Source organism: Streptomyces sp. DSM 41931, from assembly GCF_050271085.1.
Classification (GTDB): Bacteria; Actinomycetota; Actinomycetes; order Streptomycetales; family Streptomycetaceae; genus Streptomyces; species Streptomyces albogriseolus.
This window is the reverse complement of sequence record NZ_CP189902.1, coordinates 5,696,032-5,709,424: the sequence shown is the minus strand read 5'-3', so window position 1 is coordinate 5,709,424 and position 13,393 is coordinate 5,696,032. Positions and strand designations below refer to the sequence as shown.

Sequence of the window (13,393 nt, the reverse complement as noted above, 5' to 3'; positions counted from 1 at the left end):
TGCCGCACGCCGGTCCGCCAGGGCCGTGTGGCCCTGCCGAGTCCCTACCGTGACCCCATCGCGACCGTACGGCCCGAACGCCCGCCCCCCTCACGGCGTCTGAGGAGCGTCAGCCGTCAGGTCACGAGGGGGAGCCCCGCATGCGCACACGACGAACCGTACGATCCGCCCACGCCCTGGCCGGGACCCTGCTGGCGGCGGCCCTCCTGGTCACGGGGTGCAGCGGGGCCGGCGACAGCGCCGACAGCAAGGCCGGAGCGGGGGTGGCCGCGGACGAGAGGGCGGACGCCCAGGCGGGGCCCGAGTCCGCGAAGCAGGGCGCGCCCGGCGGCACGGCGGACCGGTCCGCCCCGTCGACGCCCCGGATCGCGGCGGAGCACATCATCCGCACCGCGTCCCTGACGGTGCGCGTCAAGGACGTGCCGACGGCCCTCGACGAGGCCCGCACCGCGATCACCGGCGCGGGCGGCTACGTCGGCGACGAGACCACCCGCCGGGACAGCCAGGGGCATGAGCGCACGCGCGTGGTGCTGCGCGTCCCCGTCGACGCGTACGACAGGGTGCTGGCCGCGCTGGAGGGCACGGGCACCCTGGTCGAGCGCAACGCGAGCGCGGTGGACGTCACCGACCAGGTGGTCGACGTGGAGAGCCGGATCCGGTCGCAGCGGGCGAGCGTGGCGCGGATCCGTGAGCTGATGGACCGGGCGACCCGGCTCAGCGACGTGGTGACGCTGGAGGGCGAGCTGAGCAGCCGCCAGGCGGACCTGGAGTCGCTGCTCGCCCGGCAGGCGTCCCTGAAGGACCGCACCAGCCTCGCCACCATCACGCTCACGCTGTCCGAGACGCCGGTGAAGAAGGCGGCGAAGGCTGACGACGACCCCGGTTTCCTGGACGCGCTCGCAGGCGGCTGGGGCGTCTTCCTGACCCTGCTGCGCTGGCTGATGCTGGCGCTGGGCGCGATCCTGCCGTTCGCGGCCGTGGCGGCGCTGGTGGTCCTGGTGTGGAGCAGGCTGATCGGCCCCCGGCTGCCGCGCCGCCCGCGGCCGTCCCCGGACGCCGGCAACGGCGACGCCTGACCGACCGCCCTCTGCCCCTCCCCCGTAGCGTGGCGTCATGAACATGAGCGCTGCGCACGGGGCGAGGGAACGGCTGGTCGTGATCGGCGGCGACGCCGCGGGCATGTCCGCGGCGTCGCAGGCCCGGCGGATGAGGGGCCCGGACGAGCTGGAGATCGTGGCGTTCGAACGCGGCAACTTCACCTCCTACTCCGCCTGCGGCATCCCCTACTGGGTGGGCGGCGACGTCGAGGACCGGGACCGGCTGATCGCCCGCACCCCGGAGGAGCACCGCGCGCGGGACATCGACGTGCGGCTGCGCACCGAGGTCACGGAGATCGACGTGGCCCGGGGCCGGGTGCGCGCCCGCGACCTGGAGTCGGGCGCCGAGTCCTGGACGTCGTACGACAAGCTGGTGATCGCGACCGGTGCGCGGCCGGTCCGCCCGGACCTGCCCGGGATCGACGCGTCCGGGGTGCACGGGGTGCAGACCCTGGACGACGGGCAGGCGCTGCTGGACACGCTGGCCCGTACGGGAGGGCGCCGCGCGGTGGTGGTGGGGGCGGGCTACATCGGCGTGGAGATGGCCGAGGCGCTGATCAGACGCGGCTACGAGGTGACGGTCGTCAACCGGGGCCGGGAGCCGATGGCGACGCTCGACCCCGACATGGGCCGGCTGGTGCACGAGGCCATGACCGGACTGGGCATCACGATGGTCGACGACGCCGAGGTGACCGCGTTGCCCACCGGCGCCGACGGCCGGGTGCGGGCGGTCGCCACCGCGGACGCCGAGTACCCCGCCGACGTCGTCGTCCTGGGCATCGGCGTACGGCCCGAGACCACCCTCGCGCGGGACGCCGGGCTGCCCCTCGGCGACCACGGCGGACTGCTCACCGACCGGTCGCTGCGGGTGCGCGGTCAGGAGAACGTGTGGGCGGGCGGCGACTGCGTGGAGGTCCTCGACCTGGTCTCCGGGCAGTTGCGGCACATCCCGCTCGGCACCCACGCCAACAAGCACGGGCAGATCATCGGCACGAACGCCGGCGGCGGTTACGCGACCTTCCCGGGCGTGGTCGGCACGGCGGTCAGCAAGGTGTGCGACCTGGAGATCGCGCGCACCGGACTGCGGGAGAAGGACGCCCACCGCGTGGGCCTGCGCTTCGAGGCGGTGACGATCGAGTCGACCAGCCGCGCGGGCTACTACCCGAACGCCGCGCCCATGACGGTGAAGATGCTGGCCGAACTGGGCACGGGCCGCCTCCTCGGCGTGCAGATCGTCGGCCGCGAGGGCGCGGGCAAGCGCGTGGACATCGCGGCGGTGGCCCTCACGGCGGGCATGACGGTCCACCAGGTCGCGGCCCTGGACCTGGGCTACGCCCCGCCGTTCTCCCCGGTGTGGGACCCGATCCAGGTGGCGGCCCGGAAGGCGGCGGCGAAGGTGAGGGCGACGGGCTGAGCGCCCTCCACGCTCCCGGCAGGCCGGTGCGGTCGGCGGGGCAGTGCCCGGCTCCCGACGACACGACGCGGCTGACGGCCACGGGCGAGCGCCCGAGGGTCAGGGCCGCCTGCGGGGCGCCCCGCAGGGGACCGAGCGGACCGGGCCCCGCGGGGTGCCGGGCCCGCATCCGGCCGGGGCGGCTCACGCCCGTCGTGCGGATCCACCCCCGCCGCCCGGCCCGTGGCCCCGGAACGTCGCACCGGCCGGCGGCCCGGCGGAACGAGCCCGGCGCACGGCACGCCTGAGCCTGGGCCGCGCCCCGGCCGCGCAAGGCCCCGGGCCCGCACCCGGCCGGGGCGGCTCACGCCCGTCGTGCGGATCCACCCCCGCCGCCCGGCCCGTGCCCCGGGACGTCGTACCGGCCGGCGGCCCGGCGGAACGAGCCCGACGCGCGGCCGCCGTGCGGGACACCGCGCGTGCGCACCCCGCCCCCGCTCGACGGGACGGCGTCACGCCGTCCCGTTGATCCGTTCGATCGCCTGGCGGGCCTGTTCCGCCGGCGGGCGGGACGGGAGGGAGGAGACCGAGCCGGCCGTCGGGGTGGCGGAGGCGGTGGCCGGCGGGACGGCGGGCGGCTGTTCGCCGGCCGTCGGGCGGGCGTGCGCGGCGGTGGCGCGCACGGACCGCAGGCGGTGGCCGACCGCCTCGTCCAGCGTCACCGGCCGCTGCATCTGCGAGGCGAGCCGCCCCGCCTCCTGGCCGAGCCGGGCGACGTCCTCCCAGGGGAGGCGGACCACGAGCGTCAGCTCGGCCTCGCCGTCGGGCAGCGCGTGCACGGGGACGGTCACTCGGTCGTTCATCGCCTGTGTCCTCACGTCGGCCCCGCGGCGCCTTCCCCGCGCCGCGGGCGGTTGAGGAGACATACGCACGGCGGACGGGCGGCGTTCAGGGGCCCCTTGATTGACCGGCGGCCGTCCGGGCACCAGTGGGATGTGGTCATCCCCGTCCATGACGTGAACCCCGCGCGCCGCACTCCCTGGGTGACGTACGCGCTGATCATCGCCAACATCGTCGTCTTCGTGGCGCTCACGCCCGGTGTCGTCGGCTCCCTGACCGGGGGCGGCGGCAGCCTGGCGGACCTGTGCCACCTCCAGGCGTTCCTGGAGCGGTGGGCGGTGGTGCCCAGGGAGCTGATCCACCATCAGTTGCCGAACCTGGTGCCCACCGGCGCCACCGGCGTGGGCCCGCAGGGCGCCGGGTGCGTGATCGGCCCGGCCCGCTACGACAAGTCGCCCGAACTGAGCGTGGTGACGGCGATGTTCCTGCACGGCGGCTGGCTGCACCTGCTGGGCAACATGCTGTTCCTGTGGATCTTCGGCAACAACGTCGAGGACCGCATGGGCCACGTCCGCTTCCTGCTGTTCTACCTGGTCTGCGGCTACGCGGCCGCGTACGGCTTCGCGGTGCTGAACGCCGGCTCGGGCGAACCGCTGATCGGCGCGTCCGGCGCCGTCGCCGGCGTCCTGGGCGCGTACCTGGTCCTCTATCCGCGGGCCCGGGTCTGGGTGCTGGTGCCGTTCCTGATCTTCCTGCCGCTGCGGCTGCCCGCGTGGACCGTGCTGGGCCTGTGGTTCGGGCTGCAGGCGGTGTACTCGGCCGGCCAGGGCGTCACGGACGCGGGCACGGTGGCGTACGCGGCGCACGTCGTCGGCTTCGTGGTCGGCATGCTGCTGGCGTGGCCGCTGAAGCCGGGCACTCCCCCGCCGCCCGAGCCGCGCGGCGTCCTCTTCGGCAGGCGGGCGCGGCCCGGCCGGTAGACGGCCGGGCCGCCCGATCGGCCGCCCGCTTGATCGTCCGCGGGCCTAGACTCCCCCCAGCGGCCCGCCGTTCGATGGGGAGGACCATGTTCGACCACACGTACGACAATCCGGTGATCAGCGGTTTCCACCCCGACCCGAGCGTGTGCCGGGTCGGCGACGACTACTACCTGGTGTGCTCCAGCTTCGAGTACGTCCCCGGGCTGCCCCTCTTCCACAGCCGGGACCTCGTGCACTGGGAGCAGATCGGCAACGTGCTCGACCGCCCCGCCCAACTGCCGCTGCCGCTTCCCGGCTCGAAGGCGTCCGGCGGCCTCTACGCCCCGACGATCCGTCACCACGACGGCCGCTTCTATGTCGTCAACACCAACGTGGACGGCGGCGGCAACTTCGTCGTCACGGCCGAGCGGCCCGAGGGGCCGTGGAGCGACCCGGTCTGGATCGGCCTGGAAGGGATCGACCCCGACCTGGCGTGGGAGGAGGACGGCACCTGCTGGTGCGCCTTCTCCGGTCCCGCGGGCGGCGTCAACCTGGCGCGGATCGACCCGGTCGGGGGCGCGGTGCTGGAGGGGCCCTTCCCCACCTGGTCGGGCAGCGGCCTCAAGTACCCCGAGGCGCCGCACCTGTACCGCATTGGCGACTGGTGGTACCTGCTGATCGCCGAGGGCGGCACGGAGCGCGGCCACGCCGTGTCGGTGGCCCGGGCCCGTTCCCCGCGCGGCCCCTGGGAGGCCGCGCCCGGCAATCCGCTGCTGTCCCACAGCGGCACCGGCCGCGCGATCCAGAACACCGGCCACGCCGACCTGGTGCGGGCGCCCGACGGGAGCTGGTGGATGGTGCTGCTCGGCGTCCGTCCGCGCGGATTCACGCCCGATGTGCACGTCCTGGGCCGGGAGACGTTCCTGACGCCCGTGGAGTGGGACGAGGACGGCTGGCCGGTCGTCGCGCCCGTACCCGAGCGTCATCCGGCGCCGGGCGGCGCCTGGCACCCCGTACCGGCCCCGCCCGCCCGCGACGACTTCGACGGGACCGTCCTCGCACCGCACTGGATCTCGCCGTTCACCCGCCCGGAGGGCTCCTGGTCGCTCACGGAGCGCCCCGGATCGCTGGTGCTGCACGCCACCGGCCCCACCCTGGACACCCCCGGCTACACCTTCGTCGGCCGCCGCCAGCAGCACCACGACTGCCGCGTCACCGCCCTGGTCGACCCGGGCACGGGACGCGGCGGGATCTGCGTACGGCTGGACGAGGCCCATCACTACGAGGTGGAGGCCGGCGACGGGGAGGTCCGCGTCGTGGCGCGGATCGGGCCGCTGAGCGAGACCGTGGCCCAGCGGTCCGCCCCGCCCGGTCCGCTGGTCCTCGGGGTGACCGTCCGCACCTCGGACCTGGTGCCCGCGTCGCCCCTGCTCACCGACGGCCACGCCACAGGACCCGACACCCTCGCCTTCTGGCTGGGCGACCCCACGGCCCCGGGCGCCCACCCGCTCGCCGAACTGGACGGGCGCTACCTGTCCACCGAGGTCGCCGGCGGCTTCACCGGCCGCGTCATCGGCATGTACGCCACGGAGGGTTCGGTCGCCTTCGACTGGTTCGAGTACGTCCCGGCGCCCGCCGTGTGAGGGGCGGCGCGCGGCCGGAGGGCCGCCGCGCCGGTTCGGCTAACCTGTCCCCCATGCCACCCCGACCAGCCGGAACGCGCCCCACCCTGTCCCTGGTCGCCAAGACCGCCGGCACGAGCGTGCCGACCGTGTCGAAGGTGCTGCGCGGCGGGACGGACGTCTCGGCGGAGACCCGCGCGCGGGTCATGGAGGCCGTGCGGGCCGTCGGCTACACCCGCAGGGCCGGGGGCAGGAGCGAGGGCGTGCGGGACGAGAACGGCTGGTCGCACGTCCTCGACCTGGTGGTCACCCACTTCGAGGGGTCGTGGGCGAACCTCCTCGTCGCCGGGGTCGGCCGCGAGGCCGCCGCGGCGGGGCTCGACGTCGTGCTGACGCTCGCCGAGCCGCACGGCGACTGGGTGTCGCGGGTGCTGCGCAGGCGCACCCTCGGCGTGGTCGGCACGCTGGTCGACCCCGCCTCGCCGCAGTTCGGCGCGCTGTTCGCGGCGGGCGTCCCGGTGGTGCTGATCGACCCGATGACCACACCGCCGGCGGGCGTGACGAGCGTCGGCGTGGCGAACTGGGAGGGCGGCCGCATGGCCGCCGAGCATCTACTGTCCCTCGGCCACGAGCGGTTGGGCGTGGTCGCCGGGCACGCCCGCCATCTGTTCAGCCGGGCGCGCGTGGACGGCTTCCGCGGCGCGGCCGACACGGAGACCGGGGGGCGGGCCACGGTGACGGTGACCCACGGCGGCTGGAACCGCGCCAAGGCGGCGGCCGCCACCCACGCGCTGCTCGACGAGGATCCGGGCGTCACGGCGGTCTTCGCCTGCGCCGACTCGATGGCGCTCGGCGTCTACGACGCGCTGGGCGAGCGGGGCCTGCGGGTCCCCGGCGACATCAGCGTCATCGGGTTCGACGACCTGCCGGAGGCGCAGTACATCACCCCCGGTCTGACGACCGTCCGCCAGCCCAGCACCGAACTGGGCGCCGCGGCGGTCAAGCTGCTGCTCGACCTCTCGCGGGGCGAGGACGGCGGGAGCCGGCCCCCGGCCCGGATGAAGCTGGCGACCGAACTGGTCGTCCGCGCCTCGACCGGCCCCGTGTCACGCCGGTGACGTGACGACGTCGAGGACGAGCCGGCTCGGGTGGCCGGGTCCCAGCAGGACTGTGTGCTCCGCCACGACGGGCTGGGCGAACTCCCCGTCCGGTGCGAAGGCGTTGACGCCCACGTCCCAGCGCGGTGACGAACTCGGCGCGATGTCGACGCGTATCCGGTGGCCCGGCGGGAAGGCGTGCGCGGTCGACCAGAGGTCCACGGTGATCTCGTACACCCGGCCCGGCTCCAGCGGCCCCCTCTCGCCCCGGCCCGTCACCGGGTCGACGGACCGCGCCGACCCCCGCCGCACGCCGTCGGCGACGACACGGCTGGTGCCGTCGGGGTGTTCGTCGCACAGCCGGACCACCACGTCCGCGTCCGTGCCGGTGGTGCTGAGATGGACGACGGCGTGGACCGCGCCCATCACCGTGAGGTCCTTCTCCAGCGGCTCGGTGCGCCACGAGACGACGTCCGGCCGCGCCTCGACCGCCGTCTGATCGGCGGGGCCCGCCCCGAACGGCGCGAACAGCAGGACCGCCCCGCCGCACGTCGGCACCGGGGACGCCGGATCGCTGACGAACCGCAGGCTTCCGCTCCCCGCCGGCTCGGGCGCGAGGGCGCCGCCGGCGTGCAGGTACAGCTCGAACGTCCGCGCGTCGCGGGGCGGGAACCCGTCCGTCTCGACCCAGCGGCCGGCTCCCATCAGGAACACCCGGACCGGCGCCGGACCGAGCGCGCGCCCGCGCAGCATCGCGTCGAACCAGCGCAGGTGCAGTCCGGTGAGGTCCGCGGCGTCGGCGGACGCCTCCGGCCCGAAGTCCAGGCCCGCCGCCCGGCCTGACAGGTCGTCGTGCGTCCACGGGCCCACGACCAGCCGGGGCGCCGGCCCGCCCGTGTCCTCCGCGCGGCGCCGCAGCCGCCGGTACAGCTCCAGGGTCGGCCCGAGGAACACGTCGAACCAGCCGCCGGTCAGCAGCACGGGCACGTCGACCGCGTCGATCCGGTCGACGATCTTCCCTTCGCGGTGACGCGGCGAGTCCAGTGGCTCGCGCAGGCGGTCCAGCCCCCACCGGACGCTCCCCTCGGCGTCCCGTCCCGCGTGCAGGGCCCCGGCGCCGTACGCCTCGCCCGTCGTGATCGCGCGCTCGGTCGCCTCCCAGCGCCGGCGCTCGGTCTCCCGTTCGCGGGCGGAGGCGGCACGGGCGATGGCGTCCGGGGCGATGGCGTAGTGCGTCCACGCCAGGGTGCTGCCGAGCTCCGGCACGCCGCCGCGGAACCGGAACCCGTCGAGCGCCGACAGCGCCGGCGTCATGGCCGGGGCGAGCGCCCGCAGCGCCGGGGCGCCGCCGAGCAGCGCGGCGAACTGGGTGTCGGAGGCGTAGGACGCGCCCCACATGCCCACGGTGCCGTCGCACTCGGGGCGTCCCGCGAGCCAGGCCACGGCGTCGGCGCCGTCCGCCTCCTCCTGGGCGCACGGTTCGAAGACGCCCTCGGAGCCGAAGCGGCCCCGCACGTCCTGGAGCGCGACCAGGTAGCCGGCGGCGACGAGGCGCCGGACGTCCAGGTGGCCGTCGTCCTCCTCGCGGGTCACGTCGTAGGGATGGCGGGTGAGCAGGGCCGGCCAGGGTCCGGCGCCGTGCGGGAGGAGCAGGAGGGTCCGCAGCCGGGTTCCGTCGCGCAACGGGCAGGTCACCTCCCGGCGTTCGGCGACCGGGTCCGGTGTCGGCCGGGAGGTGACGGGCACGGCCGCGGTTCCTTCCCTCAGCCCTTCACCGCGCCGGTGAGACCGCCGACGATGCGCTTCTCGAAGACCGAGAAGAACACCAGGGCGGGCAGCATGGCGAGCGAGGTGAAGGCGAGCACCTTCGCGGTGTCCGTGGAGTACTGCGAGGAGAACACCTGCACGCCCAGCGGCAGGGTGAAGTTGGCCTGCGAGTTGAGGACGTACAGGGGCAGCAGGTAGTTGTTCCAGCTGCCGACGAAGGCGAGGATGCCGACGGTGACGACGCCGGGCAGCGACAGCGGGACCACCATGCGGAAGAAGAACCCGAGCCGGCTCAGCCCGTCGAGCGCGGCGGCCTCCTCGATCTCGTCCGGGACGGCCCGCAGGAACGGCACCAGGATGATGACCGTCGTCGGCAGGCCGAAGGCGATCTGCGGGACGATCACGCCGAGCAGGTTGTCGACGAGACCGAGGTCCTTGATCACCAGGTACAGCGGGGTGATCGCGATGACCATCGGGAACATCAGGCCCGCCGCGAACAGGGAGTACATCGCGCCCTTGAACCGGAAGTCGTAGCGGGCGATGACGAAGCTGACCATCAGCCCGAGCGCGACGATGCCGGCCGTGCTGGCGAGCGCGACGATCAGGGAGTTGGCGAACTCGCCCCAGAAGACGGACGACTTGAGGACGCCGAGGTAGTTGGCGCTGACCCAGGGGTCGGGCAGCGCGGCCGGGTCGGTGGTGATCTGGGCGTTGGTGCGGAAGCCCCCGAGCACGATGTACAGCACCGGAGCGACGCAGACGCCGACGAAGAGCAGCGCGACGAAGTAGGTGACCGGGCCGCCGTCGCGCCCCGTGGGCTTCCGGGAGACGGTGGTCGTCGCGCTCATCACACGGTCCTTTCGGTGACGGCGCCCCGGAGGTCGCGGCGCAGGACGAAGCGCTGGTAGATCAGCGCGACGACCAGCGAGATCACGAACATCACGACGGCGACGGCGCTTCCGTAGCCGTAGTTGCCCGCGTTGCGGCCCTGGGCGAGCATGTAGATCGCCATGGTGGAAGTCCCGGCGGTGCCTGAGACGTACTGGCCCCAGATGATGTAGACGAGGTCGAACAGCTGCAGCGAGCCGATGATCGACAGGAACGCCCAGATGCGGATCGTCGGTCCCAGCAGCGGCACGGTGATCCGGCGCTGGATCTGCCAGTAGGAGGCGCCGTCGATCTGCGCGGCCTCGAAGATCTCGTCCGGGATGGACTGCAGGCCGGCGAGCATCAGGATCACCGCGAAGCCGAGGTACTTCCAGGTGATGACGGCCATCAGGGTCCAGAGGGCCAGGCCCGGGTCGGAGATCCAGTCGGCCTCCAGCGAGCCCAGGCCGATCGCGCGCAGCAGGCCGTTGACGGCGCCGTCGCTCTGCAGCATCAGGCTCCACCCGGTGCCGACGATCACCTCGGAGATGATGTACGGCACGAAGACCAGGACGCGGATCGCCGAGCGGCCGCGGATCCGCCGGTTGAGCAGCAGGGCGAGACCGATGGCGAGCGGCCCCTGGACGACCAGGGACAGCACCAGGATCAGGCCGTTGTGCCACAGGACGTCGTGGAAGGCGGGGTCGGTGAGGATCAGCCGGTAGTTGTTCAGGCCGACCCAGTCGGTGGGCTCTCCGTAGCCCTTCCACCGGTAGAAGCCGTAGTAGGCGGCGAGGGCGACCGGGAAGATCACGAACGCCAGGAACACGATGACCGCCGGTGCGGACAGGACGGCGATCTCCAGTCGCGTCCTGCCCCGGCGGCGTGCGGCCGCGCGCCGCGGGGCGAGGGTGTCGCTCATGTCTGCCTGGTCAGCCCTTCTCCGCGGCGGCCTTGACGTCCTTGACGATGTCGGCCGCGGAGCCCTTGCCGGCCAGCAGGTTCACGACGGCGATGTTCATGGCGTTGCCGACGTTCTGGCCGTACACGGTGTCGAGGAACTGCATGGAGTAGGCGGCCTTGTTGAAGGCCTGGAGCGCCGAGATGTTGTACGGCTCGGTGACGACGCCCTGGGCCGCCTTGTTCACCGGGATGGTGTCGAACGCCTCGGCGTAGGCCACCTGTTGGTCCTTGGTCACCACGAACTGGAGGAAGCCGAGGGCCTCTTCGGGCGCGTTCTTGGACAGGGAGTAGCCGCCGGCGCCGCCCATGATGGCGGTGGGGTCGCCCTTGCCGCCGGGGACGGCCGGGAAGGGGAACCAGCCGAGGTCGGGCAGCGGCTTCTTGTCCGGGGTGAGGTCGGCGATGACACCGGGGTTCCAGTTCCCCATGAGCTCCATGCCGGCCTTGTGGTTGGCCATCAGGCCGGCCGACGATCCGGCGCCCTGCTGCGAGGTGGCCGTGAGGAAGCCCTTCTGGAAGGGGTCGGCGCCCAGCAGGTCCGCGAGGTCCTCACCGGCCTTCGTCCAGCAGGGGTCGTCGAAGGTGAGCGACTTGGCCGACTCCTGCATGGTCTCCTGGCTGCACTCGCGCAGGGCGAAGTTGTAGTACCAGTGCGCGGCGGGCCAGGCGTCCTTGGCGCCGACCGCGATGGGCGCGACCTTGATCGCCTTCAGCTTGGCGACGGCGTCCTTGAGCTCGTCCAGCGTCGTCGGCGGCGCGTCGATGCCGGCCTTCGCGAAGAGGTCCTTGCTGTAGTAGATGCCCTCGGGCTGGGTGTCGAGCGGCATGGCGTAGACCTTGCCGTCGAGGGAGGAACCCTCGAGGGCCGCCTCGCCCACGTTGGCCCGGTCGGTGTCGGTGAGCGCCAGTTCCCTGATCTGGCCTGCGTCGACCATGGCCTGCATCTTGCCGCCGCCGCGCTGGAGGAAGACGTCCGGCGCCGAGCCCGAGTTGAGGGCGTTCTGCAGCTTGCCGTCGAGGTCCTCGTTCTGCACAGACTGGATCTTGATCGTGACGTCGGGGTGCAGCTTCCGGTACTCCTTCGCGGCGTTCTGCCAGAACACCAGGCCGCGCCCCTCCATCGCGTTGGTCCAGACGGTCACCGTCGCCTCGCCGCCGCCGGATGCGCCGTCGTCGCCGCCACCGGCGCATCCGGCGGCGGCGAGCGCGAGGCAGCACAGGCCGATCGCGGCAGCCGTCGCGCTGCGGGTCTTCCTCGTCATCGGGCGCTCCTGATCTGTCGTCAGTGATCCAAACGGTGATGAGTTTGCGCAAACTAACGAGCCGTCCGCGAAGTTGGGCAAGGTCTATCGCCGAAAATGTCGGTGCGGCAACAGAAAGTTTTCGCAAGATGCCCAATCGTTACCGACATAGCGACCGCCGTTCGGAATGCCGAACAAGGCAAGGGAGAGTCGGTTCGGTGGGTGCCCGGGAACGCGAAAGGCCGGTGCCTCGCGCGGGGGCGCGCGGCACCGGCCTCGGCGAAGGTCAGCCGTATACGGTCAGCGGGCGGAAGCCGTGTGGACGTACTCCACCAGCCGGGTCAGGGCGTCCGGGTCGGTGGACGGCATGACGCCGTGGCCGAGGTTGAAGACGTGGCCCTCCAGGCCGACGGCCGCGTCCAGGACCTCCTGCGCCTTGGCCTCGACGGCCTCGCGGCCGGCGAACAGCACGGTCGGGTCCAGATTGCCCTGGAGCGCCTTGCCGGGGCCGACGCGGCGGGCCGCCTCGTCCAGCGGGACGCGCCAGTCGACGCCGACGACGTCCGCGCCGGCCTCGCCCATCAGCCCGAGCAGCTCGCCGGTGCCGACGCCGAAGTGGATGCGCGGCACCTCGTAGGAGGCCACCGCGTCGAACACCTTCGCCGACGCGGGCAGCACCGAGCGGCGGTAGTCGGCGGGGGCGAGCGCGCCGGCCCAGGAGTCGAAGAGCTGGACGGCCGAGGCGCCGGCCTCGATCTGCACCTTCAGGAAGGCGGCCGTGATGTCCGCGAGCCGGTCCAGCAGGTCCGCCCACAGCTCCGGGTCGCCGTACATCATCGCCTTGGCGTTCTCGTACGTGCGGGACGGACCGCCCTCGACGAGATAGCTGGCGAGGGTGAAGGGGGCGCCCGCGAAGCCGATCAGCGGGGTGGCGCCCAGCTCCCGGGTCAGCATCCCGATCGCCTCGGTGACGTACGGGACGTCCTCGGGGGTCAGGTCGCGCAGCCGGTCGAGGTCGGCGCGGGTGCGTACCGGCCGCTCGACGACGGGCCCGACGCCCGGCTTGATGTCGAGGTCGATGCCGATGGCCTTGAGGGGCACGACGATGTCGCTGAAGAAGATGGCCGCGTCGACCTGGTGGCGGCGCACCGGCTGGAGCGTGATCTCGGTGACCAGGTCGGGGCGCATGCAGGAGTCGAGCATGCCGATGCCCTCGCGCACCTTGCGGTACTCCGGCAGGGAGCGCCCGGCCTGCCGCATGAACCACACCGGGGTGTGCGGCACCGGCTCACGCCGGCACGCCTTGAGGAAGGCACTGTCGTACGTCGAAGTCGGCTGGCTGCCCGTCGGGCTCACGTTGGCGCTCACACCGGCCAGTCTCGCATGTCGCCGGAACCGTCCCGGCCGCCGGGATCCAGGGGCGCGGGGAGCGGCGGCGCGCGGCGGGGGTACGGCGTGATCCGGACACCCCCGGACGGCACGGGTGTCCCTCCCTGCGCCGACGGCCCGTTCCGCTTAATCTTCCCCGCATGGCTGCGGCTCAGGGA

The 13,393-nt window shown here is 73.5% G+C and carries 11 protein-coding genes; 5 read left to right on the top strand and 6 right to left on the bottom strand.

Going from position 1 to position 13,393, the window contains the following annotated elements; translation table 11 throughout:
- Window positions 1-140 precede the first annotated feature (140 nt).
- Together ACP7TJ_RS26155 and ACP7TJ_RS26150 are read left to right on the top strand one after the other, a co-directional pair.
- Window positions 141-1,076 (top strand): DUF4349 domain-containing protein, encoded by a 936-nt coding sequence (locus ACP7TJ_RS26155; protein ID WP_427765781.1) that lies wholly within the window; start codon window positions 141-143, stop codon window positions 1,074-1,076.
- Window positions 1,077-1,113: 37 nt separating this feature from the next.
- Window positions 1,114-2,511: an FAD-dependent oxidoreductase gene (locus ACP7TJ_RS26150; RefSeq protein WP_093766250.1), complete on the top strand. Its 1,398-nt coding sequence runs from the start codon at window positions 1,114-1,116 to the stop codon at window positions 2,509-2,511.
- Window positions 2,512-3,002: 491 nt separating this feature from the next.
- Here the strand turns inward: ACP7TJ_RS26150 and ACP7TJ_RS26145 are convergent, their stop codons facing one another.
- The gene (locus ACP7TJ_RS26145; protein ID WP_093766251.1) at window positions 3,003-3,353 is read right to left on the bottom strand and encodes a hypothetical protein; all 351 of its coding nucleotides are present in this window, start codon (window positions 3,351-3,353) and stop codon (window positions 3,003-3,005) included.
- Between the two features lie 132 nt (window positions 3,354-3,485).
- On the opposite strand from ACP7TJ_RS26145, the gene ACP7TJ_RS26140 reads away from it, so the two are divergent.
- From ACP7TJ_RS26140 to ACP7TJ_RS26130, 3 genes are all read left to right on the top strand, one after another.
- A complete protein-coding gene (locus ACP7TJ_RS26140) occupies window positions 3,486-4,310 on the top strand; it encodes a rhomboid family intramembrane serine protease (RefSeq protein ID WP_427767475.1) in 825 nt (274 codons plus the stop codon).
- Window positions 4,311-4,396: 86 nt separating this feature from the next.
- Window positions 4,397-5,932, top strand: coding sequence for a glycoside hydrolase family 43 protein (locus ACP7TJ_RS26135; RefSeq protein ID WP_093766253.1), 1,536 nt, complete (start codon window positions 4,397-4,399; stop codon window positions 5,930-5,932).
- A gap of 53 nt (window positions 5,933-5,985) precedes the next feature.
- Window positions 5,986-7,029 carry a LacI family DNA-binding transcriptional regulator gene (locus ACP7TJ_RS26130; RefSeq protein WP_093766254.1) on the top strand — a complete coding sequence of 348 codons (1,044 nt, stop codon included), beginning with the start codon at window positions 5,986-5,988 and terminating at the stop codon, window positions 7,027-7,029.
- Here ACP7TJ_RS26130 and ACP7TJ_RS26125 read toward each other — a convergent pair.
- The 5 genes from ACP7TJ_RS26125 to hemE all read right to left on the bottom strand — a co-directional run bounded on the left by ACP7TJ_RS26125 (window position 7,018) and on the right by hemE (window position 13,214).
- Window positions 7,018-8,754 carry a CocE/NonD family hydrolase gene (locus tag ACP7TJ_RS26125; RefSeq protein ID WP_427765775.1) on the bottom strand — a complete coding sequence of 579 codons (1,737 nt, stop codon included), beginning with the start codon at window positions 8,752-8,754 and terminating at the stop codon, window positions 7,018-7,020. The two genes, ACP7TJ_RS26130 and ACP7TJ_RS26125, sit on opposite strands and share 12 nt — an antisense overlap.
- A gap of 17 nt (window positions 8,755-8,771) precedes the next feature.
- The gene (locus ACP7TJ_RS26120) at window positions 8,772-9,623 is read right to left on the bottom strand and encodes a carbohydrate ABC transporter permease (protein WP_093766256.1); all 852 of its coding nucleotides are present in this window, start codon (window positions 9,621-9,623) and stop codon (window positions 8,772-8,774) included.
- The gene (locus ACP7TJ_RS26115) at window positions 9,623-10,564 is read right to left on the bottom strand and encodes a carbohydrate ABC transporter permease (protein WP_266401800.1); all 942 of its coding nucleotides are present in this window, start codon (window positions 10,562-10,564) and stop codon (window positions 9,623-9,625) included. Before ACP7TJ_RS26115 ends, ACP7TJ_RS26120 begins: the two co-directional genes overlap by 1 nt.
- Window positions 10,565-10,574: 10 nt before the next feature.
- Window positions 10,575-11,867, bottom strand: a complete 1,293-nt coding sequence (locus tag ACP7TJ_RS26110; RefSeq protein ID WP_093766258.1) for an ABC transporter substrate-binding protein — start codon at window positions 11,865-11,867, stop codon at window positions 10,575-10,577.
- 279 nt (window positions 11,868-12,146) lie between these two features.
- On the bottom strand, window positions 12,147-13,214 hold the full coding sequence (hemE, locus tag ACP7TJ_RS26105) for a uroporphyrinogen decarboxylase (protein ID WP_427765770.1): 1,068 nt from the start codon (window positions 13,212-13,214) through the stop codon (window positions 12,147-12,149).
- Window positions 13,215-13,393: the final 179 nt, after the last annotated feature.

Coding starts and splice junctions, on each gene's coding strand:
- ACP7TJ_RS26120 (WP_093766256.1), bottom strand. CDS start 9,623: ATGAGCGCGACGACCACCGTCTCCCGGAAGCCCACGGGGCGCGACGGC.
- ACP7TJ_RS26115 (WP_266401800.1), bottom strand. CDS start 10,564: ATGAGCGACACCCTCGCCCCGCGGCGCGCGGCCGCACGCCGCCGGGGC.
- ACP7TJ_RS26150 (WP_093766250.1), top strand. CDS start 1,114: ATGAACATGAGCGCTGCGCACGGGGCGAGGGAACGGCTGGTCGTGATC.
- ACP7TJ_RS26110 (WP_093766258.1), bottom strand. CDS start 11,867: ATGACGAGGAAGACCCGCAGCGCGACGGCTGCCGCGATCGGCCTGTGC.
- ACP7TJ_RS26155 (WP_427765781.1), top strand. CDS start 141: ATGCGCACACGACGAACCGTACGATCCGCCCACGCCCTGGCCGGGACC.
- ACP7TJ_RS26130 (WP_093766254.1), top strand. CDS start 5,986: ATGCCACCCCGACCAGCCGGAACGCGCCCCACCCTGTCCCTGGTCGCC.
- ACP7TJ_RS26135 (WP_093766253.1), top strand. CDS start 4,397: ATGTTCGACCACACGTACGACAATCCGGTGATCAGCGGTTTCCACCCC.
- ACP7TJ_RS26145 (WP_093766251.1), bottom strand. CDS start 3,353: ATGAACGACCGAGTGACCGTCCCCGTGCACGCGCTGCCCGACGGCGAG.